Origin of the sequence: Streptococcus cristatus AS 1.3089 (assembly GCF_000385925.1) — a bacterium.
Taxonomy (GTDB): domain Bacteria; phylum Bacillota; class Bacilli; order Lactobacillales; family Streptococcaceae; genus Streptococcus; species Streptococcus cristatus_B.
In genome coordinates, this window is the sequence record NC_021175.1 from 1,299,878 (window position 1) to 1,325,330 (window position 25,453).

Below are 25,453 nucleotides of genomic sequence, written 5' to 3' on the forward strand. Positions count from 1 at the left end.
AGGTGCTTGATGTTTGATATTCCTAGTCTATTTTCTATTATTTTAAAACATGCCAATAAAACGACTTGGTCTGATAGAAAGAAAGTTAGTGTAGGCTTATCACTTGCCTTACACGAAGACTCTTTGGCATATCTAGCGGACACAACTTTCAATAAATTATTTACAGGACAAAATAAAGGACGAACCCTTTACTGGAACGTCCAAGATGAGATAACAGAAAAAGCCTTTTCCAGCTACATCTTTCAAGCTGAGAAGCGACTAAGCGACACCAATTATAAAGAAAATAAGTTTTTGTTGGCTGATACATTAGAAGATTTTTTTGAACTAATAGAAGAATCGCAAAATCTGTCAAAGTCTGTTTTATTAGGTTTAAAGCAGTCTTACAAGCTAAATCACCAAGACCGACCTTATCTTTTTCTGGCCGAATGTTTATTTTATGCATTAGCTTGCCAGCACAACAAACAGCAACAGTATATTGAGCCAGATTTTAGCCAAGAAACAGAAGTTGTCTCAAAACCATTAGAAGAACTTGTGTCACGAGCTAACGGTTATTCGAAGCGAATTACTCAAGACTTAAACCGTTTTTCAGAAGAAGAACTTCAACTGTTCAGAAAAATAGCACCATTTACTTTTTATGACAATTCCTTTGACGAGTTTTCAGGCGAAGCTGTTTTTGATCACTACTTAATCTCACACGCTGACTTTTTAGATTTGTTCACTAAATATGGCGTTAAAGGCAACGAAGTTTCACGCCTGATTGAATATGGTTTAATTTCTGGCGGTGGTAGACATGAGATAATTGTGGAAAAAGGAGAACTATCTGGCTTCCAGAATGATAACCTAGTTTTAACTTTCACTACTGATTCTGACGAAAGAATAACATTCGAATATAGCGCCTTCCACTTAACAGATACCGCCAAAGCTTTGATTGAGATTTTGGAGATTGAGACTAATGATGAGTTTTTTAGGGAGTTGGGAGATAAATTTAAAATAAAGTTAAAGGATTACCTATTGATATAGAAATATTGGGTGTAGATGATTTTTAAATTAAATACTATCCATACGCTATTTTTATTACAAAAATGTTTCGATACTATAAAGTATATGACAAAAAATATAAAGATTTTTTAAAATTAACTAAATTATTCAGATAAAAGATTGCTTATTTATTTGAATATGTGGTATAATGAATCTGAAAGATATTTTATCTTTTAAAAACGTCTAATTTTAATATTGACAAGTTAGAATGTTTTTGCTATAATCGAACGGTTATCATTTATTGAAAATTTATTCAGTTTGAATACAGAAACATCTGTTATTTACGTATGGCAGATTAATTTTATACATCGTCTGCGCTTTTCTGAATTTTTTGACAATTTAATAAAATGGTAACTCAAATAAAAAACCACTTCCGAAAAACGAAAGTAGTTCTTTAACCGAGTAGTTTTATAAACTATTGCCGTAGTTTATAAAATGAATCACATCTCCACCAGTGAGATTAACTATTTATTACGGTTACGCTTATCCTTGCGTAGCCGTTTTTTACTGCCTTTACATGGCGGTTCTTTATTTGAATTCTTCATAAACAATTCAATCAGAACTTCCAAAATTGGATAAGCTTTTTCAAAAACACTCATCAAAAGCAAATCAATATTTGGAGGATGAAGCACCAAAATCAGAATAATACTAATTGACAAGAATAACGCTTGTCGTATAGCTTTTTGTTTCTTCGTACCAGTTGTATCTAGCAATTTTTCCGAAGAACCCCACTTCTTTCGCAAAATCATATAAATGGATTCAAGAATTGAAGGAATCCTGATAATGGATTGAGAATACAGAGCCTCTGGAGATTTTTGCCAAGCAGCAACTAGAGCAAAAGCATCTTTGCAGATACTACTCAGCTGATCTATGTGTGATACAGAGTCGCTTTTTCTAAAAAACAACATTGTAACCACCTCCTTCTCAATAAAAGAGGTGGAGAAAGTGACACAACTACTCGGTAGGAATAATAAAAGAAAGAGGAAACGCATTACATAGTAGCGCCCCAAAATTAGATGCGCACACATCAAAATCAGATTCATAGTTCCACAAGCCTAACTATACTAAATAGCAGGCGCTGCCATGAGAAATGATTTTTAATGTATGGCTTCATCTAAATCTCAGAGCAATCTTTATATAATGCATTTCCTCGTTTTCTAACCTAGGAATATTTTAATGGTATATACCCCTAGAATTCCTTAATTTAATTATTGCATAAGTTTGTCGTAATGTCAAGATTGAATATATTACTTTCTAATGAAAATTTTATCTTTATTTCAATTTAATTTTCTATTTTCTATGCTTTTTTCTTGTAACTTTCACTAAAATTCAAAGAAACACTATTTTGGGGACAAGAGAAAGCTCATAAGCATACTAAAATATTTAAATCCAAAGGACATATAGAATATGATATAATGAGTGTAAATAGGTATTCTTCTAGCTAATACTAATTAAGAGTCAATTTATTAATAGAAAGATAAAGCAGACAAGGAGTTTGAATGGTCAAAAAAACTAACGCCCAAATTTCCAATTTTATGGATGAATATTTCTTATTCCAAATTAATAATAGTAACTATAGTCTAAATTATGATCAACCAGAGATAACATTTTCTGATTTAGAGTCTATAATTCAATCTAATTATAAATACTGGAAACAAAAAAATGAGGAGAATGATCTAGCAACTCCTATTCTTGAAGAATGGACGAATTGGAAGACAAAATTTGAACAATTAAAAGATTTTCTCAAGAATAAGGACGAATTTAATTATCAAGAAATAGCTAATTTCTTATATAACTATTTCAGTTCGGATTATTCAAGTGAAGGTTCAACAGAAATAAGAATATATCGAATAGATGTTGATAGTCCAATCAATAAAGATAAAGATATAGTAAGTATAAGATTGTTTATAGATTTTTACTTAAAAAGCTGGGCTACAAACTACCTGCTGGATGCTATAAGAAGTTATATTGAGATTGAAAAGAATAAGAACAATATTGGTTACTATCTCTCATCTACTGAATCATATCGAAATTTGCCTGCTTTGTTTGTCCTCAACAGAGAAATACCTAAACTCAAAATTCCTATCAAAGATATTCAAAATAAGCTAGTCCAGCCTGTTTCGGAATCTATAGACAATATAGCCAAAGAAACTGAAGAACACTTTAAACAAACAGCTAACTTAGTTGATAAAAATGATGAAAAAATTAGAGAAATTTTCATAGAACATTCTCGTGAAGTAGATGAATTTAAACACAATCTTGAACAATGGCAAAATAACAAAGAGACATCTATAAAGATTTTAGAAGATACCTATGAGAAAAAACTACAGCTTGAAGTTCCCGAAAGATTATGGAAAGAGCGTTCAAAAAATTACAAAGTCAAAACTAGGTGGTGGATGGGTGGTCTTGGAGTTTTTATCGTTGGACTGATATTTTCGGCAGGTAATTTATTGATTAGCATACATAACTATCTACAAGGAACGGAAAAAGATATTCCATTTATTTCACGATCCTTTATCTATGTCGCACTGATTTCTTTTTTGATATACCTTATTAGAATTATTATTAAGATTATTATTTCAAGTCAACATATGGCAATGGAATATGAACAAAAAGAAGCTTTAACAAGATTTTATCAAGCATTAGTTTATAATGGTAAAGATGTAGACAAGGAAGAACGCTTGATAATTTTTAATGCTTTATTCAGTAAAACAGAAACAGGCCTTGTTAAGACAGATAACTCTGGAGAATCTGAAGCATTAATGGCCTTACTTTCTAAGACTATAAAATAGAGATAGTTATTTTAGCCGTCTTTTAATGTTTAAAGATATATAAACTCAGATTGTTTAGACTATTAGGTGTCACACTGTTTTTTCTTTTTTTGTAATTCATGGCAACATCGTGCACTAAACAATATACTATCAATACGAACATTACATAACCTATCAGACTTGCGAAAACCGCGAGTCTTTTCTTTTATCTAAGTTTTCTTCTAAAATATAGCTACCCTGCTACAATAGTAAAGAAAGGAGAAATTTTGACAAATCATCACAAGAACAAATTAGAAAATATCAAAACTATAACTATCGGCTATGCTCGCGTTAGCTCAACAGATAATCGGCAAGAATTGGGTTTGTCTGTTCAAAAAGAAGCACTCAGCTTTTGCGACAAGCTCTATATCGAGAAAGATTCGGGCGGAAATCAGGAGCGACCGAAACTTGATAAGGCGTTAAAATTAGCTAAAAATTATGCTAAACAAGGGGTTAAAACAAATTTTGTCGTATACAAATTGGATAGGCTTACCAGAAAGATGTTTCACCTCTCCGCTATTATTGAAGATTTAACCAATCATGGCATTAGCCTTCAATCTCTTCATGAAAATATTGAGACGGCTTCTTTAACTGGTAAATTCTTTTGCTTAATGCTGGGATATGTGGCGGAATGGGAGCTTCAAGCCATTTCTGAACGCACAAAAGATGGATTACGCAAAGCTAAAGAGCGAGGCGTAAAACTAGGAAATAAAGGGTTACCTAAAGATACCGAAAAACAAATAATCGAGCAATACCTACGAAAAGAATTATCTGTGCGAAATATTGCGAATCAGCTGAATATTTCCACCGCAACCATATATAATGTGCTAAAGCGCAATGGTGTCCAGATAAATAGAAGAAATAACCTATAAATTATTGACAAATCTCTAAAAAAATAGTAAATTAAACTCATCAATAGTTTTAGTAAACGGTCGTTTGTTAAAACAATCAAAGTTATCAATAAAAAATATTTAAAATGCTGATTTGACAAGGTTTAGAGGCTCTGTCAGGTTGGCATTTTTTGATTTTTCATTGTTTTAGTTGACGACCGTTCACTAAAACAAGCTCAAACCCTATTGTAGCAGGGATTTTTGTAGATATAACAAAAAGAGGTGATCTATGGAGGGGATAGTCAAAAATATTGCTAAAGTTACGATACTTTTGTTTACTTTCATAAGTTTGAACGCTTGTACTCCGGAAAAAGATTTGTAGGTACTTGGACTACAGATATATTTAACCAAGGAAACACAAGAGAAGATGCCAAAAGCATAATAAATTCATTAGCAGGCAATGAGCTAAGCGGTAGTATCTTATCTACGCTTATGAATGAGTTACATTTTAACGCTACTATGGAAATTAAAGAAGATGGAACTTTAGTTATGGATAGTGGAATGCTATTTGATGCAACTTGGAAAAAAGATGGGGATAAGATAATCATTGATGGCGCTAATATCTATGGAGTTGCTACTCTTTCTGAAGACCAAAATACACTATATTTTGAAAATATCATAGATAAAAACGCGGAGCCTGCTAATGGTATTACTATTGGTAGCAACTCAATAACATTTGAGTTCAAACGTGTTAAATAGATGGAGGAATATATGGAAAATAGTTGGAGTATGGTTGTGTTTGGTTTTGCAATTATAGCCCTACCGTTCCTACTTATAGTGAGTGTAGCAACTAAGTTTTCGGGGGTCCAATCATTTGGAAGAGCACGCTCTAAAGGTAATAAAACAATCTCAGAAAGCGAGGCAAGTAGCACCACTATGAATTATATTCATCCGAAATTAAAACCTAGATTAGTGATTTTAGCTCTTTGTGTTATATCTTTCCTATTCTTTGGATTTAAAGGAAATGGTGAAGTAAATTACTATGGAGCAAATTTTGAAGTAGGTTCGGTATTTTATCCTGAGTCGTATACTTCTTATGGTTTGTTTAAGGGGTTATCAAATGAGCTAAATAAGTTGGTAGCAAAAAAGAGACATTCTAGTTTAGTAGGTGTATTAGTTTCTTTTTCTATAGGCGGAATAGTCTCTTATTCTCTATGGAAAGATGATGAATTTAAGGAGTTACTCATTGAGTTACGAAAATCTTAGATAGGAGAAAATAATGGAAATTATTATTGGATTGGTTATGCTTTTCATACTTGCTTACTTTTATGGAAAATTTGAAGATTTCCTGAATTTTATTTTTAGTGGTATCTTTGGATTTATATCAGGAAAATATAATGACAGTCTAGATGAATACGAAAAGAAGAAAAATGACGATAAATAAGATAGTTTAAAAGCTAAGACTGGTTTTGTCTTAGCTTTTTATCATTATTATAAGGTATGCGAACTCAGATTATTTTTAGACTGCTGAGTGTCAGACTATCTAGCGGGAAGCTTTATTTTTAAATGGAACAAAAATTCATGCTCACAGTTTAGGCCCGTGACCATTTTTTTCTTTCCATAATTTTAATTCATAAAAATTTTGAAGTCTATAAATAATACTGGTAGCACCCTCTGCTTCACCTTTTTTAATATGAAGAACCTTAGAAAATTTCTGAAAATCCTTCTCCTCAACACCTGGGGCAATGCGAATGTCAACAGATTGCCATTTACCATTTCTCTCTTCGTAGCCTACTAAAGCAACTAGAAAATTTGTCCCTACCCTCCACTCGTCTACTAAAAAAGGTGCTATACCACCAAATAAACTATCATAATATGTAGGATTAGATGCCGCAAATACTAAAATATCTTCTCTCTTAAGCTCTCCATCAATACTAGCTAAGGGGATTTCATCTACATGCTTAAATATCGGTAGAGCTCTTTCATTCTTTAATGAAGCGACCATTAAAGAATCGTTGTATATTGAAGCTGGATTCATAATTTTATCATAACTGTAGGCATACTCCGCAACCATACAAAGAAGGAAAATGAAACACAACGGAATACATGTAAGTGATAATACGAGCTTTTTTCTTTTGACCAAAAAGTCAAATGAAATATAGATAGGAAAAATGGATAGAACCAACAAAAAGACGAAAAAAACGCCAAATACTTTCTCAACATGACCGAAAGCAATCTCCCACATTTTTTGATGATATAAGTTTAAATATTCTTCCACTATAACTCTCCCAACGTATAGACTTCTAAGTCCTAGCACAAGCATGCTTCCTGATTTTTGAATGCTCATAGATGATTGCTCGCTAGTCACATCATTATATCATCTTTTATATTTTTTAGCACCTACAGCTTCAAAGCTTACAAAAATGGTAAAAGATGCTATAGTAGATATAAGAACAATTCTCTTGGAGGTGCCTATGGTAAGCAAGGATCGAGAAATGAAAGCTGTTTCTCCCTTTTTGCAAAAAATCATCAACTGGTCGTCCATCATCGGAGCTGTGGGGACAGTGGCCTTTTGCATCTGGGCTTACTATGCAGGAATCCTCCAGTCCAAGGAAACCTTGTCTGCCTTTATCAAACAAGCAGGCGTCTGGGGCCCACCTCTGTTTATCTTCCTGCAAATCTTGCAGACTGTTGTGCCCATTATCCCTGGTGCCTTGACCTCTGTAGCAGGTATCTTTATCTACGGACATATCGTTGGCACTATCTACAACTATATCGGCATCGTCATCGGCTGTGCCATCATCTTCTATCTGGCTCGCACCTACGGACCAGCCTTTGTCCAGTCCGTCGTCAGTAAGCGGACCTATGACAAGTATGTAGGCTGGCTGGATGAGGGCAATCGCTTTGAGCGTTTCTTTATCTTTATGATGATTTGGCCTATCAGCCCCGCTGATTTCCTCTGTATGCTGGCTGCTCTGACCAAGATGACCTTCAAAAAGTACATGCTGATTATCCTTCTCTGCAAGCCTATCACTCTCGTCATCTATACTTATGGCCTGACCTATATCATTGATTTCTTCTGGAAGTTGCTAACAAAATAAAACTCAAAGACATTAAAAATCGAGAGTGGGACAGAAATCGGTAATTCGTTAGAATTCGATTTCGTCGTCCCACCTCCGCACAGTTGATTAGGGATGTAAAAGCTGATGAGATCAGCGTAGTAGAGCCCGCTCAACCACTGCGTCTTGCTCGACAATCCAAAGACAATTGAGAGGCTAGGACTTTTGTCCCAGCCTCGATTTGTTTATTCTGAAGATGTTGGAGTCGAGGGCTGAACAGCAGAAGATACTGATGGTGTCGGATCTGGTGTAGGTGCAGGCGTAGAGCTTGCTGGCGGTTCACTGCTAGCGCTCGGCTCAGGAGGAGCTGGAGTAGAATTACTATTATTAGCACTTCCATAATTGCTCTCCGTCGGTGAACTGTAAACTGGCTCATCCTGCTGATAAGCTGTTGAAGACCCAGAATTAGACGCACGCAGGCTTCTGCCTCCCATCAAATCTTCATACAGTACGGCATTGGTTTTCAAACTCTTGACTGTGGACAAGCCCAAGCTTTTCCGAATGAGGTTTTGCATTTCTAGCAAATGCTCAGACGTAACCAGCTGGTAGCTACCGCCATCTGCCAAGGTCGCATCTTCTCCGCGCAACTGCTCAGACTGGATATTTCTAAAGGCATCTTTGTAACCTAATAACTGAGGAATACTTCCGGAATCCAGCGCTACATTGGTCTGCATATTCTTGCTGACTGCTCGTAAGATTGCTTGATAATGGCTAATACTATTGAGACTGAGCACTTTTTCAACAACTTTTCGAATCACTTCACGCTGGCGTTTCTGACGACCATAGTCACCTTCTGGATCCTGATAACGCATGCGGGCATAGACTAAAGCCTGGTCTCCGTTGATCAAATGCTTGCCTGGCTCGACAGTTGCAGTGTATTCTGGTTCATTTTCTTCGATGGAGATCGGAAAATCAAAGGTATTATTGACCTCAATGCCGCCAACTGCATCGACCAGCTGAACCAAACCCTGCATATTGATCATGACATAGCGGTCAATGTGGATATTCATCATTTTCTCAATGGTCGCGATGGCTAATTTTGCGCCGCCATAAGCATAGGCTGCGTTTAGCTTGGCTTCTGTCGTTTCGCCTTTTTCATCGATTTGAGTCAGAATGTCCCGCTCCAGACTCATCATGACCGTCTTTTTAGTCTGAGGATTGACAGACAGAAGAAGCATGGAGTCGCTATTTCCCTGCCAAGTATCAGACCGCGAGCCACTCCCTGTATCGACCCCCATCAGCAAAATCGTCAGGGGCTTGGTTTCGGCAATAACGTTCGTTTCATTCCCAAAACCTTTGTAGGTACGGGACAAGGCATCCGTTGACTGATTGTAAATGGTCCAAGCATAGCCTCCTACTCCAATGGCTGTTACAAGGAACAGACTCAAAAACATTCGTACAATTTTTTTAAACATATTTCATCAATCTATCAGTTTTCCCATCAGGTAAACATCCAGAAATATCCCTTCTCTTAAATAGGCCCCTCTTTTTTGCAGGCCTTCGATTTCAAATCCTAATTCTTTATAGAGATGAACAGCTCGCTCATTTCTGACCTGAACAGTCAGCTCCAAACGGCGAAGACTGCTTCCATTTTCTGCCCAGTCCACAGCCTCTTCTAGCAAGATACGACCGAGGCCTTGATTCCAAAAGGCTTTTTTGACAACGATAAAGACTTGCCCAATGTGACGAATCCGCTCATGAAAATCCGCTGTGATACTGACAATCCCAGCGATTTCATTATCAAGCAAGGCTAAGAGATAAAGCTGATTATCCGAATCAGCTTGACGCTGAATGAACTGAGCCATCTGATCTTCGTCCATCAAAATCCCTGCCTCATCCAAGGTCATGTAGTCTGACTCGGCACCGACTTGATTTAAAAAGCGAATCAAGTCAGCAGCATCCGTCTTTTCTGCCTCCCGCAAGGCCAATTCAAACTCAGCCATGCAGCAATTCCTCCAGTAATTCCTGAGAACGACGCCCCTGACTTTCAAAGACTAGCTCGCGGCCGTCTTCTTTCTTTAGAAGAGTCAGCTTCAGATAATCATCTGGTAAACTCTCACCAAGCAATTCTCCCCACTCGATGACCGTAACTCCCTCACCAAAGAGAAAATCATCCAAGTCAATCGAGTCTGGATCTTCACCAATCCGATATACATCTAAGTGATAAAGCGGCAAACGTCCTTCATACTCGCGAACAATGGTATAGGTCGGACTTTTGATCATCTGCTTGATGCCCAGACCTTGAGCCAATCCCTTGGTAAAAGTTGTCTTGCCTGCACCCAAGTCTCCTGTCAAAACCAAAACATCTTGCTCCTGAAGCAAGCTTCCGAGACGCTGGCCCCAGTTGATTAATTCTTCCTCATTATGACTAAACATTCTTTTATTATACCAGAAGATTTGCGTTTGCGCTCAATTTTCTAATAGAGAGAGCAAAATGTTTGAAAAAAATTAGATGAGCCCTCCAAATCCTCCGATCAAAGCAGTTCACTCACTTCTATATTGAAAGATAACTAGGACATTTCCCAAAAACTTTTCCTACAAAAAAGAAGCTGGAAGATCCAACTTCTTAGTGTTCTTAAGATAAAGCTAGGCTGATAAAGTTAAGGATGAAGAGCAGGTTTAAGATCCAAATCATTGGATGCACATCCTTAGCTTGACCTTTGATAACTTTCACAAGAGCATACATGATAAAGCCTGCTGCAATCCCGTTCGTGATACTGTAAGTGAAGCCCATGAAGATAGAGGTGAAGAAAGCTGGAACAGCTTCTGCCATATCATCCCACTGGATATTTTTCAGACTGCCAAGCATCATGATCCCTACGACAATCAAAATTGGCGCAGTTGCTGCTGTTGGAACGATGGCCAACAGCGGGCTAAAGAAGCTAGATACCGCAAAGCAGACCGCTACAACCAAGGCTGTCAAACCAGTCCGTCCGCCAGCACCGATACCAGCTGCAGACTCTACATAAGTAGTAACGTTAGATGTTCCGGCAATCGCACCAATAGTTGTCCCGATCAAGTCTGAGTACAAAGCCTTGTCCAAACCTTCTGACTCATGATTTTCACCAGAGCTTGCGACGATCCCCACTTTTTCACCAGTTCCGATCAAGGTACCGATGGTATCAAAAATATCAGTCAGAGAGAAGGCTAGGATGGCCATAAATGTTTGAGGCAGACGCGCCGTATCAGCAAAGAGAGCTCCCAAGCCTTCTGGACCAACCGCAACCCCGAACACTTGTCCAAGTTCTTTCAGAGCTGTTGACAGATTGTGCTGACCGAAGTCAATCGCAGACAGGTTTACCAAGCCAACAGCAATCGCTACGACTGTTGTTGTAAAGATAGACAAGATAATGCCGCCTTTGATACCCTTGATTACAAAGAAAACTGTAATCGCTAGACCAAGTAAAGCGAGTAAAACTGCTGGATTATTAAAATCAACTAATCCCGGAGTTGCAGCTGAGTTTGCTGTAATAGCAGCTTTGGCTTGGTCAGCTCCCTTACCGGCTACTACATAGTTGCCTGGATCGATTGAAAACTTCAAAAGTCCGGCATTTTTAATCCCTACATAAGCTAGAAAGACACCGATACCTGCCGAAATAGCTGAACGAAGTGCTGATGGAATAGACTCAATAATAGCCTTCCGAATCTTGGTCAGGGTAATGAAGAGCGAGATCAGACCACAGATGAAGACCATACCCAGAGCCTCTTGCCAAGTATAGCCCAGACTAAAGACGACCGTGAAAGTAAAGAAAGCATTGAGCCCCATACCTGGCGCCTGTGCGTAAGGGAGGTTGGCATAAAAGGCCATCATGAGCGTTCCAGCAACGGAACCAATGATCGTAGCCAGAAAGACACCTTGAGCTGGCATACCCGTTTGCGACAGCATGGCTGGATTGACAAAGAGGATGTAGCTCATAGCAAAGAAAGTTGTTAACCCAGCGAGAACTTCCGTACGAACATCCGTACCGTGCTCTTTGAGTTTAAATAATTTATCCATTATAGATAATCTCCTAAATTGTTTTATGGCAACTGATTAAAAGAGAACTCCTGATTTTCTTTAAAACAGTGCTACTTATTCGTTTTTTACGAACAATAGTATGATTATACTCAAAAACATTCACTTTTTCAACCCTAATGCTCTAAAAAATACTTTAAAGTATCTTATTTTTTATTTTCTCTGCTTAAAAAGAGCAAAGTCATCACTTGGATAAAGGTAAATCCAAGGATAAAGACCAGTCGTTCCTTCTGAAAGGTTTCCAGTAGTTTTTGGACAACTAGCTGGGGCCGCGTCACCAGATCCCAGGAATTGAGACGATCATAACGGCCGATATAAATGGCCAGACTCGACAGATAAGACAGAGCCGCAACCGCAAGCATATCCAGCCACCAAGTCAACTTCCAGCGCTCACGCAAAATATTCCAGCTTTCAATCCCGCAGTAAACGCCAAATAAAATACTCGGCACGAAAGCCATAAATAGGCGCATACTGACAGGGTTCCACAGGGTATCTCCCACCCAAGTCATGTGCACCAAGTCCGTCAGCATATAAAAAGTATTCGGATAAAAGGCCAGCCAAACCACTAACAAAAGCGGATAAAGCCATTTCTGCTTCTTAGATATCGTCGTTAAGACGGCAGCGTCATAGGCAATTAAGGCCAAAATCATATTCCAGATCAAGTCTGGCCCCTGAGCCGTAATCCCCTGAATATATACAACAAATGCAATTAGTAGGAAAAAAATATGAATCAAAATTGGTTTACGCATACAAGATCCTCCCCTTTACTTTAACTCTCTTCGCTCATAGACTATCAGCAGACATCTTTCGTCTTAGCTATTAAGGAAACATTATACCACAACTTGTGGCATTTATTCTTAATTCTGTTATAATAGACTTTACGATACTTAGCGAGACTATACGAGGAAAAAGAATGACAAAAAAAATTATTGCTGTAGATTTGGACGGAACCTTGCTCAATTCTGAGAGTAAGCTGTCTGATTTCACCAAAGAAACCATCAAAAAAATATCGGCGAAAGGACACAAGGTCATCATCACTACTGGCCGTCCTTACCGCATGGCTCTGGACTTCTATAAGGAATTAGAGCTGAATACCCCCATGATAAACTTCAACGGCTCCTTGACGCATATCCCTGAGCAAAAGTGGGAATTTGAACAATCCTTGACCGTAGACAAGTCTTTCTTACTAGATATGGTCCAACGAAAAGAGGAAATCGAAGCTGACTTCATCGCTGGTGAATACCGCAAAAGATTCTACATCACCAATACCAACGAAGAAATCGCAGATCCTAGGCTCTTTGGAATTGATAACTTTAAACCAGAAAATCAATTTCAAGCGCAGCTGGTCACCAAAAATCCAAATGCCATTTTGCTGCAAACCCATGCCACGGACAAATATGCTCTGGCTGAAGAGATGAATGCCTTTTACCAGCACGAACTCTCCATCAATACCTGGGGCGGCCCGCTCAATATCCTTGAGTGCGGCCCTAAAGGTGTCAACAAGGCCTTCGCTCTCCAGTACCTACTCAATATCCTCAATGCCGATCGCAAAGACCTGATCGCTTTTGGTGACGAGCACAATGACACCGAAATGCTAGAATTTGCAGGAACAGGCTATGCTATGAAAAATGCTAGCGAAACCCTGCTGCCTTATGCCGACCAACAGCTTGAACTCACCAATGACCAAGACGGTGTAGCCCATAAACTAACTGAGCTCTACTTGTAGAAATCAAATAAATCAAACAAATATAATTGAACCGCATCCCCACAGTCAGACTCTTCTGTCTAACTGTTAAGATACGGTTCATTTTTTTAGGCAAATTTTCTACTAGACCAAAGATTCTATTCTACTTTTCCACCTTCAACGACGAGATCATCTGCTTTTGCAGCATCACCGTAGGTTGGGTGAAGAGTCTTTTCATAAGCCTTGTGGAAGAAGTTTTCCTTGCCCAATTTTTCAATGTCTTTATTGATAAAGTCAAGCAACTCTTGGTTTCCTTTTTGGACTGCTGGTGCGATAGTATCTGGGTCACCAAGTGAAGTAATTCCTACTTCATATCCTTTATTTTCAAGAGCCCAAGCTAGAACTTCAGTATTGTCAGTCGAGAAGGCATCTCCACGTCCATCCAAAAGAGCTTGATAGGCATCACTGTATTGGTCATATTTTTGAAGTTTGACTTCTGGGTGATTTTTCTCAAAGTATGTTTCAGCAGTGGTTCCTTTGGTTACAATCAAGGTCTTGCCTTCAAGCTGTTTAACATCTGTGATAACACCTTTCTTAGGAGACACAACACCCAGTGAAACCTTCATGTATGGAAGGGCAAAGTCAACTTGTTTCTTACGCTCGTCTGTGACTGTAAAATTGGCAAGAGTGATGTCCACCTTGTTAGAAATCAAGTATTCCGCACGGTTAGCAGCATCAACAGAAACGTATTTTACCTTAACACCGAGGTCTTTGGCCAGCTGATTTCCCAGTTCGATGTCATAACCTTGGTAAGAACCGTCGTTGTCTACATAACCAAAAGGTTTCTTATCTCCAAATACAGCAATTCGAAGTTCACCACTTTTTTTAATTTCCTCAATAGTGCGAGCTTTAGCAGTAGTTTTACCAGATGACGAAGTAGCATTTCCGCCTGATCCACAAGCTGTGACAAAGATAAGGGCAAAGGCAAGTGCAAAAAGAGTTAAGAGGGATTTGAGTAATTTCATAAGAATCTCCTTTATAAATATGAGCCAAATTGGCTAAAGTCAAAAACGTTTAAAAATTCTTGTGCTCGTTTGGTTTGTGGATTGGTAAAGAAGGAATGAGCCGTTCCTTCTTCAGCAATCTTCCCTTGATCGAGGAAGATAATCCGATCTGCAATGGCTTGGGCAAACTGCATTTCGTGGGTTACTAAAATCATGGTGCGGCCTTCTTGAGCCAGGTCGTTAATGAGTTCCAGAACCTCGCGTACCATTTCAGGATCCAGTGAGGCCGTCACCTCGTCAAAAAGGATAATTTCTGGATGCATGAGCAGGGCACGAACAATAGCGACCCGTTGCTTCTGCCCACCAGATAATTGGCGAGCAAAACTGTGTTTTTTATCAAGTAGTCCGACGCGTTCAAGTAACTGCAGGGCTTCTTCCGTCACCTCTTTCTTATCTCGCCCTTGTGCCTTGACAGGACCTAGTATAAGGTTTTGCAAGACGTCCAGATGAGGAAAGAGCTCATAACTTTGAAAGACCATGCCAATCTTTTGACGAACCAAGTGAAAGTCTTTCTGGTTTCCAATAATAGACTGGCCATCAAGAAGAATATCTCCACCTTGAATGCTTTCTAGGCCGTTCAGGCAGCGAAGCAGGGTACTTTTCCCACAACCAGATGGCCCTAGAATAACCACTACTTCCCCTTTTTTGATTTCTAGGGAAAGTCCTTGGAGGATAGGATTGTCTCCAAAGGATTTTTTTAGATCCTTGATTTCTAATATGGTATCAGACATTTAGTTCCTCCAGTGTTTTTCTAAGTGAGTGGATAGTTTGGAAATAGGGAAGCAAACTGCGAAGTACAGAACCAGTATGGTGCCGTAAATCCAAAAGGAGGCGGTTGGAATGGTCAAGCGATTGCTATCGATGATCTGCTGCCCCACTTTTGTGACTTCAACGACCCCAATCAAAACAACCAGAGAAGTCGTTTTAATCATCCGAGTAACGAGATTGATGGCCTGCGGAAGCAGTCTTCTCAAGACCTGCGGGATGATGATGTGATAGTAAAGTTGGAAGGTCGTTAAGCCCAGCGCCTGTCCACTTTCAAACTGATGTTTAGGAAGGGAAGTGATAGCTCCACGAACCAAATCTCCCATCTCAGCCGTTCCCCAGAGGGTAAAAACGATAACAGCGGAAGTTTCTCCCGATATATTGATATTAAAGTTTCTAGCCAAACCAAAGTAAACGATAAAGAGCAGAACCAGTTGAGGCATGATGCGGATAAATTCTAGATAAAAGCGTGTCAGGAAGCGAACGACTCTAGAATGAGAGGTCATGATGATTCCCATGACCGTACCGAAAATCATAGACAAGAGGACAGAGAGGATGGAAATACCAATTGTGACTCCCAATCCTTGTAAGATCCGCAGGAGATTATTTCCCTGAAAGAGTACTTGTATTCCCGAATCCTGCATGGCGGAGCCTCCTTTCTATCCAACTAAAGAGCAATGATATAGGCAGGAGCATGATAAGATAGGCCACTACCAACATAGCCAGTGCAATGTCTGTCTCATAGTAGAGCCCAATCAAGTCCTTGGCAACATACATGAGGTCAGCTAAGGCAACTACCGAAAAGACAGAGGTTTCCTTGATTAGGAAAATCACATTAGCACTGAAGGAGGGAAGAGCCACTGCTGTGGCTTGTGGAAGAACCACGTAACGAAAGACCTGTAGTGGTGTCAAACCGATGGCTAAGCCAATCTCATGCTGAGTTTGACTAACTGCTTCTAGCCCACTTCGGAAGGATTCCGCCATATAAGACCCACCTAGGAAAATGAGCCCCAGCGTTGCACAGACCTCCGAGGAAAGGACAATCCCTATTCGGGGAAGCCCGAAGTAGAGAAAGAAGAGTTGAATCAAAAGAGGCGTATTTCGAGACAATTCAATATAAGCTGTAGCTAGTTGTGACAAAAGAGGGATGCGATAATGCCGAATGATACTGACAAGCAGACCCACCAGAAGGGAACCCAAAATTCCCCAAACTGCGATATGCAGAGTTAGAAAAAACGCCTTTTGATATAAGGGTAGATATTGTTCAACAATGGACCAATCCAAAAAGAGAACCTCCCATCAAGGAATAATACAGCTATTGTAGCACTAAAAGACATGTTTGGATAATATGTATTTTCTATCACAATGATAGAAAATATTTATCATGCCAACTACAATCTGAAACTTCCAGACAAATTTTTTGAAAATGATTTGAAAAAGAGTTAAGATGTTCCTGTAAATCAAAAAGTAAACGTTTACTTTTAACTAGGAGGACAATTTATGTCATACAAAACAAGCAATGCCGAAGGTCCTGTGGATTTTATTAACACCTATGATTTGGAGCCGATGGCGCAGCAAGTCATTCCCAAAGCTGCTTTTGGCTATATTGCCAGTGGAGCAGAGGATACTTTCACGTTACGGGAGAACATCCGCGCCTTTAACCATAAACTTATCGTTCCTCATACTCTTTGTGATGTTGAAAATCCAAGTACAGAGATTGAATTTGCTGGAGAAAAACTATCTTCACCAATTATTATGGCGCCTGTCGCAGCCCATAAATTAGCAAATGAGCAAGGGGAAGTGGCTACTGCGCGTGGTGTACATGAGTTTGGCTCTCTTTACACGACCAGCTCCTACTCCACCGTTGATCTTCCAGAAATTTCTCAAGCCCTCCAAGGAACACCGCACTGGTTCCAATTTTACTTCAGCAAAGATGACGGGATTAACCGCCATATCATGGATCGTGTCAAGGCAGAAGGCTACACAGCCATTGTCTTAACTGCAGATGCGACTGTAGGGGGCAATCGTGAAGTTGATAAGCGCAATGGTTTTGTTTTCCCAGTTGGCATGCCGATTGTTGAGGAATACCTGCCAGAAGGTGCTGGTAAGTCCATGGACTTTGTCTACAAATCAGCCAAACAACGCCTGTCTCCACGAGATGTAGAATTTATCGCCCAATACTCAGGTCTGCCTGTGTATGTCAAAGGTCCTCAATGCCGTGAAGATGTCGAACGTTCACTTGCCGCAGGGGCTTCTGGAATCTGGGTAACCAACCACGGTGGTCGCCAAATCGACGGTGGACCAGCTGCCTTTGACTCACTTCAAGAAGTCGCTGAAGCAGTAGATAAACGTGTGCCGATTGTCTTTGACTCTGGTGTTCGTCGTGGCCAGCATGTCTTTAAAGCCTTGGCTTCAGGAGCAGACTTGGTAGCCATTGGCCGACCTGTCATTTATGGTTTAGCTCTCGGTGGTAGCGTCGGTGTTCGCCAAGTCTTTGAGCACCTAAATGCCGAATTAAAAACCGTCATGCAACTATCTGGAACTCAAACCATCGAAGATGTCAAACACTTCAAACTACGTCACAACCCATACAACCCAAGCTTCCCAGTTGATTCTCGTGATTTGAAATTGTATTGATACATAAAACAGATTGTAATAAAAAAGCACACCTCAAAAGTTAGACATAAAATCTAACGATTGGGGTGCTTTTAATGGGAAATTAACTTATATCGGCTTAATATAAAACTAAATTCTTCACTTAAATTATTTGTGTAGTTTTTTGAAATCAATATAAAATATACTGAATACAAACTACTGAATTGAGTAATTTATGACTAAACTATTTCTTATCCAAGAAAGTTAAACTCTCAGCTTTTGATTTCGCTATAAATTCTATTTTAACAAGGCATCCCCCATGCCACCTTTATCATCACTTTTCACAAAAACCACTTTTCTTTGGCCGCTCAATTCTATCAGTTCATCTTTACCAAGGATGATTGCCAGATTCTTAACAATTGACCTTTTAGCTGAATCATCGTAATAAGTAAAAATAAATCGATAAGGATATTCAGCAAGCTCTGCTAATTCAAAACATTTTTGAAAAATCTCTTTATCCAAAGGATCCACTGAATGACCAAAAATAACAATATTTTTCGAAACTGGAACTCTAATAGGAACAGTACGCCCTGCAACAGAAGTATTTTTTCTAACATAATTGGGCATAATAAAAAATTCTTCAAACTTATTCCCAGTTTCTTTAACAACTCTTTGATAATATTTCTGGTAAGGAATCAAATCACTGTTGACATCATTCTCTTTATCTTCAATTCCAAAGACCATGGTATTGATTCTGCTGAAAGTTCTATCTAAATCAATTCGACCATGTATAAAATGAGTTTTCTCCTCAGAAGTTCCGTAAAGATGACCTGATGTATTAGTATAATTAAAGTTTAAAACAGAGGAATTTGATAAATCTGATATTGCATCTAGGGCTGTTGGACTTGTTTCAATCCTTCGAATCTCAAAATCTATGTAATCTAAATACGACAGATAGATTTCTAATAGTTCAATTAGTAAATCAAGTTGCCTAATAAATTTATTATTTAATTTTTCAAGTGCAACTTCTCTTTCTAAAGAACTCCAACCTTTTTCATGAAATAGTGAAGAAAACAAATCTGAAATATATAATTTTGACCTATAATTTTTTTCTTGTAATAATTTCTCTTCCAATAACCAAATTCGACCTGTAGTAGCAGCTTTGAATATTAAATCATTATTTTCTTTAAAATACATTATTGCATCTGCAAGTTGAGAAATCATGATTTCAAGGTTAGACCAATTTTCTCCAAGCCTATCTTTGTTTTCATTAATGAATTTTAAATACAAATTTTCTTTATACTTTTCACTATCTATACCCTTAGATTTTAGAAAGTCTTGTAAGTCTTTATCTGGATTAGAATATAACTGTTTTTCAAACTCAATAAAGTCTTCATATTTCGTTTTCCGCCCCATTGCAATATCAAATCCATTACCTAAAATTAAAATTGTATCTGCCATAAAATTTTCTCCCCTACATTATAGATAATTACTAAATTATACCACAAATCCACAGCCCCCCCTCAGAATATTCCTTCTAAGGGGGTCTTCTTTATGCCGATTTCTCTCCTGCTTCTTCCGTTTTTGTTTTCTTATTTGTGCCAACTAAACGGCGCTTGCTGTCTCGGATCGTATTGAGGTCTTTGAGGAGTTTGGTCAAGTGGGCTCTCTCTGGATAGGCTTCTGCGACGGCTGCTGTGTAGCGCACAAAGAGGTCGTAAGTACGGGAGATTTCACTGCGTAGCTGCTTGGTTTTACCGACTTCCTTGACTGACTTGGCTGCACGCGCGTCTGCTTCTACTTTATCATAATCCGCTTGTGCCTCTATCACAGCCGTCAGCATAGGGAGAAGGCCCAGACTCGTCACAGCTCCCTGATAGGGCTCTTCCTGCAATGTTTTAAGCAGACTCTTAATCTCAGCCGTTGCGACAGCATTGGTGTGCTTGGTGATATCCTTATATTTTTTAAAGACTGGCAGTAAGACTTCATAGGCTTCTTTCAAGTCTCTGTCTTTGATTTTGGCAAAGCCCTTATGCAAGGTAAACAGCCCAACTAGGGCGTTATCTCGCTCCTTGTCTAGTTCTACGAGACTCATAGAGTCTTTCTTTTCCACATTGGCTAATTGAGCCTGAAACTGCTCTAGTTTACTATGAAAGCCTTCTAGGTGCTTGCTGTACATGTCCTCATCTCTATAGGAACTCGTAAAAATCGTGAGTACCTGATAGGAGTCAACCATTAGACTCTCAAACTCACGGTGGGTCAGATTGCTATAAGACAAGGGGCGAATGGTGTAAGTAGTGTTTATCATAAAACCTCTCCAATATTTTTGATAAAGCAAGTATAGCATGTAGAGATGAAACTTAGGGCCTCTTGCCCTAAAATGTCGTTTTTTATCCCTGAAAGGGGCATTTTTATCAAAAAACGGAGTCTCTTTCCGACTTTTCCTCTAGTCTACCAAAAGAAAAAGACACAAAATCACCCCTCATCTGGCACTTGTTTTTGACGACAAATGACCGAGGGGCGATGGTTCTTATAAATCGAAATGAAAAGAGGATTCGAGGCCTAGATTACCATGGATCTATAGGAAAAGTAGCCAGCCGAGGCCTAGATTGCTATGAATCTATAGGAAGAATGACTAGCCGAGACTTAGATTACTATGATTTTATAGGAAAAGTAGCCGGCCGAAGCCTAGGTTACCATGAATCTATAGGAAAAGTGACCGGCCGAGGTCTAGATTACCACGATTCTATAGGAAAAATAACCAGCCGAGGCCTAGATTGCCACGAAACTATAGGAAAAGTGACCAGCCGAGGCCTAGGTCACTACAAAACTTCATTAAATACTAATAACTAAGATATCGAGTAGCTTGATTTCAACTAAAAAGATGTTCGTCTATCGCTTAAAAATCCATTCCATCTGGATTAGGTGCTCCGCCTTCCAAACCGCTGATATTTTTGAGAATCTCTAGGTCAGCTGGACTCAATTCGATGTCAAAGCAGTCTAGATTGCTAGCAATCCGACTCGGAGTGACTGACTTAGGCAGGGGTAGGAAGCCTTCTTGTAAGCTCCAAGCTAGAGCGATTTGGGCAATAGTCTTGCCATACTTATCTGCTATCGCCTGCACAGCTGAATTTTGGAAGAGCTCGCCTTGCCCAAAAGGTCCCCAAGCTTCCAGTAGGATATCATGGGCACGGCAGAAGTCCACCGCCTCTGTCTGATAGACACCTGGTGCTAGGCGGATTTGATTGACAGCCGGAGTGACACGCGCTGTTTCCAGCAGAGCTTCTAGGTGATGAGGCAGGAAATTGCTGACGCCGATCGCTCGGATCTTACCAGCTTGATAGAGGTCTTCCATGGCCCGCCAAACTTCTGCATTGCGCTTTTGCCAAGCCCCGTCTTCTCGTAAAGGCTTAGGATTTGGCCAGTGGATGAGGTAGAGATCCAGATAATCCAGTCCCAATCGCTCCATAGAGCTGTCAAAGGCTTCCATGGCCTCTTCATAAGTGTGCTTGCTATTCCAGAGCTTGGTGGTGATGAAGAGCTCTTCACGCGGAATGCCGCTGTCTTTAATCGCTCGACCGACACTCTCCTCATTCTTGTAGATAGCTGCCGTATCAATGTGGCGATAGCCAGCCTTAAGGGCGGCCAAGACTGCCTGATAAGCCTCTTCTCCGTCCTGAGCCTTCCAAGTACCAAAGCCCAAGACCGGAATCTTGACGCCATTGTTAAGTGTATAATTTTTCATATCTCTTCTCCTTATTTTTTCTTTCTTTTGGCCAATTTCGGCTTAAAGATATTTTCCTTGGTTGGAGCCATGCCTCGGCTGAAAAAGCTGTAAATGATAAAGGCCAACCCAGCAATAAATATCAAGAAACGATGCAGTAGCAATCCAAAGAAGAGGAACACCAAGCCCATTCCCATAAATTTATAATCAATCTTTTTCATCCTGTCCTCCTCATTTGTGATAACCCTATTATAACATCTTCTCTTTCATTGAGAAAGCCCTATCATCTGTTAAGAAAAATATCTCAGAGACTTTCTAGTTGCGCTAACCATTCTAGCTTTGCCCAAGTCCCTCTAGCAAATCCTAGGGAAAAAGCAGCAACCCTACATTAAAAAGGACAGGTTACCCCATCCTTTCTAAAAATATAAGGAGACTCAATTAAAGAACACTGGAGGCAGCTTCAAAGCGTTTTTCACCATCCAGATAAGTAGCAACCAGCTCCAAATCCTTGTCCAGCACGATAAAGTCAGCATCATAGCCTTCCTTGATCTGGCCACAGACATCGTCAATGTGGACGGATTTTGCTGGGATAAGACTGGCCATCATGACTGCTTGGTGAGGATTTGCGATGCCCCACTCAACCACATTTTTGAGGCCGTCTTTGAGCTTCAAGATGGATCCTGCCAAGTTACCAGTCGATTTGAGACGAGCTGTGCCATTGGCTACCACCACTGGAAATTCTCCCAGCATATAGTCGCCGTCTTCCAGCCCACCTGCAGTCATACAGTCTGTGATGAGGGCTACATGTTCATGGCCCTTTTGCTTAAGCAAAATATCACAGGCCTTGGGGTCTACGTGGTGCCCATCACAAATCAACTCTGCGTAAGTGTGAGGCAGCTCGTACATAGCCCCAACCATACCTAGTTCACGGTGGGTCAAGCCCCGCATACCATTGTAGGCATGTACCCAAACACTGGCTCCTGCTTCCACTGCTGCCTTAGCTTCGTCATAGGTCGCATTAGAGTGCCCCAAAGCGACTGTCACACCTTCATCAGTGATGGTGCGGACAAATTCCTCTACGCCCTCGCGCTCAGGTGCCAAAGCAATTTTATTTAGCAGGCCATTGGCTGCCTTTTGCCAAGCACGAAATTCATCCATACGAGGATCCTTCATGTAGGCTGGGTTTTGGGCACCCTTGTACTTTTCCGTGAAGTAAGGCCCTTCAAAGTAGAGACCGCGAATCTTGGCACCACTTGCTTCTTGATAGCGCGCACCAATATTCTCCGTCACAGCTAGGAGTTGCTCGTAAGATGAGGTCAGAGTGGTCGGCAAGAAACTAGTCACCCCAGTCGTCAAAAGTCCTTCACTCATGGTATGGAGGGTACCTTCGATGTTATTGTCCATGACATCGACTCCACCAAAACCATGGATATGGGTGTCCACTAGACCCGGTGCGACAGAGTAGCCTGTGTAATCCACCACTTCCGCATCCGCAGGGACTTCCTCTACTAATTTTCCAAATTTTCCATCAGTCACTTCCAAAAATCCACCCTTGCGAATCCCTTGAGGATAGAAGAACTGATCGGCTTTTATATATTTAGGCATCTGACTGCCTCCTCTTGTTCTATTTCTATTGACTCTATTATAACGCTTTCTATTTTATTTGTAAATGGTCTATACCTCTTTTTAGAAAAATTTATTATATTATGTAAAGCAAGAAAAGAGAGTGGGACAGAAATCGGTAATTCGTTAGAATTCGATTTCGTCGTCCCACCTCCGCACAGTTGAGTAGGGCTGTAAAAGCTGACGAAATCAGCGTACAACCACTGCGTCTTGCTCGACAATCCAAAGACAATTGAGAGGCTAGGACTTTTGTCCCAGCCTCTTTCTGTCTTAAATTTGTTCCATTTGTACTTTCTCAGCCAAATTCATGGCGTGGTCAGCAACTCTGGTATAGTGGGAAATAATATCGATGAAGTTGACCCCAGCCTGAGGCGTACATTCTCCCTTGTTGAGACGAGCAATGTGGGTCTTGCGCAGGCTGCGTTCTAGCTTGTCAATCTCCGCATGCTTGACCTCCAAACTATTGGCCAAATCCACATTATTTGTTTCCACAGAATGCAAAGCTTCTTTGATAAAGTCCAAGGTCAAGTGATAAATATTTTCCAACTCTTCCAAGGCAGCTGGAGAAAATTCTACTTTCTTGCGGTGCAAGTAGTCTGTCAAATTCAGCAAAGCTTCTGAGTGGTCACCGATTCTCTCCAAATCACGACTAGAGTCCAGAATGCTGGTCAAGACTTCACTCTCTTTTGGATTGAGCTGCTGACCAGATAGGACAATCAGGTAGCGAGTCAATTCATCATCAATGGCATTGATGGCTTCCTCTGTCTTATGACCCTTTTCGGCAGATCTTTCTTCGTAGTTCACGATATAATCATAAGCCAATTCGAAAGATTTAGCAGCGTAGCCACCCAAGTGAAGGAGTTCCTTTTTGGCATTTCCCAAAGCCAGTGATGGGGCTTGGTCAATCAAAATCCTATCTAGGTAGAGGGATTCGTATTTAACGGTTTCATCCTCACCCGGAATCAGCTTGGTAACCAAATAAGCTAAGAGGCCGATAAAAGGAAACTGGATAATGGTATTGGTAATATTAAAGGTTCCGTGGGCAAAGGCAATCGTCATTTCTGGTGACAAATGCAAGGCTGTCTCAAACCACTGAATCAGTGATGTGAAAGGCAGCAGGAAGAGCATACAAATGACTGTTCCCACAACGTTAAAGGCCACATGAGCTCCAGCGACACGCTTGGCTGCGATATTAGCCCCCAAGGAAGCAATGATCGCTGTAATCGTCGTTCCGATATTGTCACCAAAGAGGACTGGTAAAGCTCCTTGCAGATCAATGAGATTGCTGGCATAGAGATTTTGCAGAATCCCAATGGTCGCTGAAGATGCTTGAATGAGCAGGGTCAAACCCGTTCCGACAAAGACACCTAAGACTGGATTTTTACTTAGCTGAACCATGTAATCTCGAAAGACTTGCAAGTCTTTGAGAGGCTCCATGGCTCCGCTCATGAGATTGAGAGCGAAAAAGATCCCGCCGACACCAAAGAGGATACGCCCGACATTGTTCACTGAGCGATTCTTTGTGAAAAAGAGGCAAACCGCACCGACAAAGAGCAAGGGCAGGGCGTAATCACCCAGCTTAAAACCAATGATGAAGGAAGTCACGGTCGTACCAATATTGGCCCCCATGACAATCCCGATAGCCTGACGCAGGGTCAACAGCCCCGCACTCACCAGACCAACTGTGATCACTGTCACACCTGAACTAGACTGGATCAGGGCTGTCATTCCAATCCCAACTAGCACACCTAAAAAAGGATTGCTCGTATATTTATCAATGAAATAGCGCAATCGGTCTCCTGCCGCCTGCTGTAAGCCGTCACCCATCATACGAATACTGTACAGGAACAGCCCTAAGCCTCCTAAAAAGCTAAATATAATTTCTTGCCAATTAATGGACATTTCTTTTCCTCCGAAAAATAAATAGCGGATAATCTCCTATACTATTTTAAAACATCCAGCCTAATCTCACAAGCCTTTTCTGAAAAAGAATCGAATTATTTTTGCTAATTTTGAAACTTTTATTTTCATCACACTCAAGAGCAAATTAGAGCAAGCAACAAGGCCCTATCACTAGAACAAAAAGCAAGCAGGCAGAACTAAATTTCAAAATATTTAGCTTGCTTCACCGCTTTCTAGGATCAGCCTTAAAAGATAGAAATTATCTCAGTTTATTTCAGCACGAT

General features: G+C 40.1%; 26 protein-coding genes. 9 read left to right on the top strand and 17 right to left on the bottom strand.

Translation table 11 applies throughout. The annotated features are described in order from the left end of the window. The first annotated feature begins 9 nt into the window (after positions 1 to 9). Entirely contained in the window at positions 10 to 1,020 is a 1,011-nt protein-coding gene (locus I872_RS06480; protein ID WP_015605339.1) for a hypothetical protein, read from the top strand. Between the two features lie 482 nt (positions 1,021 to 1,502). On the opposite strand, the gene I872_RS06485 is transcribed toward I872_RS06480, so the two are convergent. Further along, complete coding sequence (locus I872_RS06485) at positions 1,503 to 1,946, bottom strand: hypothetical protein (RefSeq protein ID WP_015605340.1); 444 nt, start codon at positions 1,944 to 1,946, stop codon at positions 1,503 to 1,505. A gap of 591 nt (positions 1,947 to 2,537) precedes the next feature. Here I872_RS06485 and I872_RS06490 point away from each other — a divergent pair. From I872_RS06490 to I872_RS12030, 5 genes are all read left to right on the top strand, one after another. Further along, positions 2,538 to 3,830, top strand: a complete 1,293-nt coding sequence (locus I872_RS06490; RefSeq protein ID WP_015605341.1) for a DUF6161 domain-containing protein — start codon at positions 2,538 to 2,540, stop codon at positions 3,828 to 3,830. 245 nt (positions 3,831 to 4,075) lie between these two features. Beyond that, entirely contained in the window at positions 4,076 to 4,720 is a 645-nt protein-coding gene (locus I872_RS06495) for a recombinase family protein (RefSeq protein WP_015605342.1), read from the top strand. Between the two features lie 315 nt (positions 4,721 to 5,035). Continuing rightward, positions 5,036 to 5,437 (top strand): hypothetical protein, encoded by a 402-nt coding sequence (locus I872_RS06500; protein WP_015605343.1) that lies wholly within the window; start codon positions 5,036 to 5,038, stop codon positions 5,435 to 5,437. Between the two features lie 12 nt (positions 5,438 to 5,449). Then, a complete protein-coding gene (locus I872_RS06505) occupies positions 5,450 to 5,944 on the top strand; it encodes a hypothetical protein (protein ID WP_015605344.1) in 495 nt (164 codons plus the stop codon). Positions 5,945 to 5,957: 13 nt separating this feature from the next. Further along, complete coding sequence (locus tag I872_RS12030; RefSeq protein WP_167320511.1) at positions 5,958 to 6,122, top strand: hypothetical protein; 165 nt, start codon at positions 5,958 to 5,960, stop codon at positions 6,120 to 6,122. A 141-nt stretch (positions 6,123 to 6,263) separates the two neighbouring features. Here the strand turns inward: I872_RS12030 and I872_RS12260 are convergent, their stop codons facing one another. Continuing rightward, on the bottom strand, positions 6,264 to 6,956 hold the full coding sequence (locus tag I872_RS12260; RefSeq protein WP_231913972.1) for a hypothetical protein: 693 nt from the start codon (positions 6,954 to 6,956) through the stop codon (positions 6,264 to 6,266). A 196-nt stretch (positions 6,957 to 7,152) separates the two neighbouring features. Here I872_RS12260 and I872_RS06515 point away from each other — a divergent pair, with 196 nt between their 5' ends. Beyond that, the gene (locus tag I872_RS06515) at positions 7,153 to 7,779 is read left to right on the top strand and encodes a TVP38/TMEM64 family protein (RefSeq protein ID WP_015605346.1); all 627 of its coding nucleotides are present in this window, start codon (positions 7,153 to 7,155) and stop codon (positions 7,777 to 7,779) included. Positions 7,780 to 7,982: 203 nt separating this feature from the next. On the opposite strand, the gene lytR is transcribed toward I872_RS06515, so the two are convergent. From lytR to I872_RS06540, 5 genes are all read right to left on the bottom strand, one after another. Then, positions 7,983 to 9,212, bottom strand: a complete 1,230-nt coding sequence (gene lytR / locus I872_RS06520) for a glycopolymer--peptidoglycan transferase LytR (protein WP_041826814.1) — start codon at positions 9,210 to 9,212, stop codon at positions 7,983 to 7,985. A gap of 6 nt (positions 9,213 to 9,218) precedes the next feature. Beyond that, positions 9,219 to 9,740, bottom strand: coding sequence for a GNAT family N-acetyltransferase (locus I872_RS06525; protein ID WP_015605348.1), 522 nt, complete (start codon positions 9,738 to 9,740; stop codon positions 9,219 to 9,221). Further along, positions 9,733 to 10,173, bottom strand: a complete 441-nt coding sequence (tsaE, locus tag I872_RS06530) for a tRNA (adenosine(37)-N6)-threonylcarbamoyltransferase complex ATPase subunit type 1 TsaE (RefSeq protein WP_015605349.1) — start codon at positions 10,171 to 10,173, stop codon at positions 9,733 to 9,735. Before tsaE ends, I872_RS06525 begins: the two co-directional genes overlap by 8 nt. Before the next feature lie 199 nt (positions 10,174 to 10,372). Next, positions 10,373 to 11,794, bottom strand: a complete 1,422-nt coding sequence (locus tag I872_RS06535) for an NCS2 family permease (protein WP_015605350.1) — start codon at positions 11,792 to 11,794, stop codon at positions 10,373 to 10,375. 164 nt (positions 11,795 to 11,958) lie between these two features. Beyond that, positions 11,959 to 12,561 (bottom strand): DUF1361 domain-containing protein, encoded by a 603-nt coding sequence (locus I872_RS06540; protein WP_015605351.1) that lies wholly within the window; start codon positions 12,559 to 12,561, stop codon positions 11,959 to 11,961. 164 nt (positions 12,562 to 12,725) lie between these two features. On the opposite strand from I872_RS06540, the gene I872_RS06545 reads away from it, so the two are divergent. Then, positions 12,726 to 13,538 (top strand): Cof-type HAD-IIB family hydrolase, encoded by an 813-nt coding sequence (locus I872_RS06545; protein ID WP_015605352.1) that lies wholly within the window; start codon positions 12,726 to 12,728, stop codon positions 13,536 to 13,538. Positions 13,539 to 13,654: 116 nt separating this feature from the next. Here I872_RS06545 and I872_RS06550 read toward each other — a convergent pair whose 3' ends face one another. The 4 genes from I872_RS06550 to I872_RS06565 are packed head-to-tail and all read right to left on the bottom strand — an operon-like array spanning position 13,655 to position 16,609. Further along, a complete protein-coding gene (locus tag I872_RS06550; RefSeq protein WP_015605353.1) occupies positions 13,655 to 14,521 on the bottom strand; it encodes a cysteine ABC transporter substrate-binding protein in 867 nt (288 codons plus the stop codon). An 11-nt stretch (positions 14,522 to 14,532) separates the two neighbouring features. After that, the gene (locus tag I872_RS06555; RefSeq protein WP_015605354.1) at positions 14,533 to 15,291 is read right to left on the bottom strand and encodes an amino acid ABC transporter ATP-binding protein; all 759 of its coding nucleotides are present in this window, start codon (positions 15,289 to 15,291) and stop codon (positions 14,533 to 14,535) included. Then, positions 15,292 to 15,969 carry an amino acid ABC transporter permease gene (locus I872_RS06560; protein WP_015605355.1) on the bottom strand — a complete coding sequence of 226 codons (678 nt, stop codon included), beginning with the start codon at positions 15,967 to 15,969 and terminating at the stop codon, positions 15,292 to 15,294. It lies immediately after the preceding gene. After that, positions 15,929 to 16,609 carry an amino acid ABC transporter permease gene (locus I872_RS06565; RefSeq protein WP_015605356.1) on the bottom strand — a complete coding sequence of 227 codons (681 nt, stop codon included), beginning with the start codon at positions 16,607 to 16,609 and terminating at the stop codon, positions 15,929 to 15,931. The genes I872_RS06560 and I872_RS06565 overlap by 41 nt, the downstream gene beginning before the upstream one ends. Positions 16,610 to 16,825: 216 nt before the next feature. Here I872_RS06565 and lctO point away from each other — a divergent pair, with 216 nt between their 5' ends. Then, entirely contained in the window at positions 16,826 to 17,962 is a 1,137-nt protein-coding gene (gene lctO / locus I872_RS06570; protein WP_015605357.1) for an L-lactate oxidase, read from the top strand. Between the two features lie 255 nt (positions 17,963 to 18,217). On the opposite strand, the gene I872_RS06575 is transcribed toward lctO, so the two are convergent. The 6 genes from I872_RS06575 to I872_RS06600 form a co-directional block, all read right to left on the bottom strand. Further along, entirely contained in the window at positions 18,218 to 19,381 is a 1,164-nt protein-coding gene (locus I872_RS06575) for an AbiH family protein (protein ID WP_015605358.1), read from the bottom strand. Between the two features lie 91 nt (positions 19,382 to 19,472). After that, positions 19,473 to 20,225 carry a DUF6261 family protein gene (locus I872_RS06580; RefSeq protein ID WP_172456457.1) on the bottom strand — a complete coding sequence of 251 codons (753 nt, stop codon included), beginning with the start codon at positions 20,223 to 20,225 and terminating at the stop codon, positions 19,473 to 19,475. 594 nt (positions 20,226 to 20,819) lie between these two features. Continuing rightward, positions 20,820 to 21,665: an aldo/keto reductase gene (locus tag I872_RS06585; RefSeq protein ID WP_015605360.1), complete on the bottom strand. Its 846-nt coding sequence runs from the start codon at positions 21,663 to 21,665 to the stop codon at positions 20,820 to 20,822. A gap of 11 nt (positions 21,666 to 21,676) precedes the next feature. After that, complete coding sequence (locus tag I872_RS06590) at positions 21,677 to 21,865, bottom strand: hypothetical protein (protein WP_005591029.1); 189 nt, start codon at positions 21,863 to 21,865, stop codon at positions 21,677 to 21,679. A 217-nt stretch (positions 21,866 to 22,082) separates the two neighbouring features. After that, positions 22,083 to 23,249, bottom strand: coding sequence for an N-acetylglucosamine-6-phosphate deacetylase (gene nagA / locus I872_RS06595; RefSeq protein WP_015605361.1), 1,167 nt, complete (start codon positions 23,247 to 23,249; stop codon positions 22,083 to 22,085). Positions 23,250 to 23,537: 288 nt separating this feature from the next. After that, entirely contained in the window at positions 23,538 to 25,169 is a 1,632-nt protein-coding gene (locus I872_RS06600; RefSeq protein ID WP_015605362.1) for a Na/Pi cotransporter family protein, read from the bottom strand. Positions 25,170 to 25,453 lie beyond the last annotated feature (284 nt).

Bases quoted from the DNA above. Each gene is read 5' to 3' on its own strand.
- I872_RS06480 (WP_015605339.1), top strand. From the start codon at position 10: ATGTTTGATATTCCTAGTCTATTTTCTATTATTTTAAAACATGCCAAT.
- I872_RS06485 (WP_015605340.1), bottom strand. From the start codon at position 1,946: ATGTTGTTTTTTAGAAAAAGCGACTCTGTATCACACATAGATCAGCTG.
- I872_RS06490 (WP_015605341.1), top strand. From the start codon at position 2,538: ATGGTCAAAAAAACTAACGCCCAAATTTCCAATTTTATGGATGAATAT.
- I872_RS06505 (WP_015605344.1), top strand. From the start codon at position 5,450: ATGGAAAATAGTTGGAGTATGGTTGTGTTTGGTTTTGCAATTATAGCC.
- I872_RS12030 (WP_167320511.1), top strand. From the start codon at position 5,958: ATGGAAATTATTATTGGATTGGTTATGCTTTTCATACTTGCTTACTTT.
- I872_RS06515 (WP_015605346.1), top strand. From the start codon at position 7,153: ATGGTAAGCAAGGATCGAGAAATGAAAGCTGTTTCTCCCTTTTTGCAA.
- lytR (WP_041826814.1), bottom strand. From the start codon at position 9,212: ATGTTTAAAAAAATTGTACGAATGTTTTTGAGTCTGTTCCTTGTAACA.
- I872_RS06525 (WP_015605348.1), bottom strand. From the start codon at position 9,740: ATGGCTGAGTTTGAATTGGCCTTGCGGGAGGCAGAAAAGACGGATGCT.
- tsaE (WP_015605349.1), bottom strand. From the start codon at position 10,173: ATGTTTAGTCATAATGAGGAAGAATTAATCAACTGGGGCCAGCGTCTC.
- I872_RS06535 (WP_015605350.1), bottom strand. From the start codon at position 11,794: ATGGATAAATTATTTAAACTCAAAGAGCACGGTACGGATGTTCGTACG.
- I872_RS06540 (WP_015605351.1), bottom strand. From the start codon at position 12,561: ATGCGTAAACCAATTTTGATTCATATTTTTTTCCTACTAATTGCATTT.
- I872_RS06545 (WP_015605352.1), top strand. From the start codon at position 12,726: ATGACAAAAAAAATTATTGCTGTAGATTTGGACGGAACCTTGCTCAAT.
- I872_RS06550 (WP_015605353.1), bottom strand. From the start codon at position 14,521: ATGAAATTACTCAAATCCCTCTTAACTCTTTTTGCACTTGCCTTTGCC.
- I872_RS06555 (WP_015605354.1), bottom strand. From the start codon at position 15,291: ATGTCTGATACCATATTAGAAATCAAGGATCTAAAAAAATCCTTTGGA.
- I872_RS06560 (WP_015605355.1), bottom strand. From the start codon at position 15,969: ATGCAGGATTCGGGAATACAAGTACTCTTTCAGGGAAATAATCTCCTG.
- lctO (WP_015605357.1), top strand. From the start codon at position 16,826: ATGTCATACAAAACAAGCAATGCCGAAGGTCCTGTGGATTTTATTAAC.
- I872_RS06575 (WP_015605358.1), bottom strand. From the start codon at position 19,381: ATGGCAGATACAATTTTAATTTTAGGTAATGGATTTGATATTGCAATG.
- I872_RS06585 (WP_015605360.1), bottom strand. From the start codon at position 21,665: ATGAAAAATTATACACTTAACAATGGCGTCAAGATTCCGGTCTTGGGC.
- I872_RS06590 (WP_005591029.1), bottom strand. From the start codon at position 21,865: ATGAAAAAGATTGATTATAAATTTATGGGAATGGGCTTGGTGTTCCTC.
- nagA (WP_015605361.1), bottom strand. From the start codon at position 23,249: ATGCCTAAATATATAAAAGCCGATCAGTTCTTCTATCCTCAAGGGATT.
- I872_RS06600 (WP_015605362.1), bottom strand. From the start codon at position 25,169: ATGTCCATTAATTGGCAAGAAATTATATTTAGCTTTTTAGGAGGCTTA.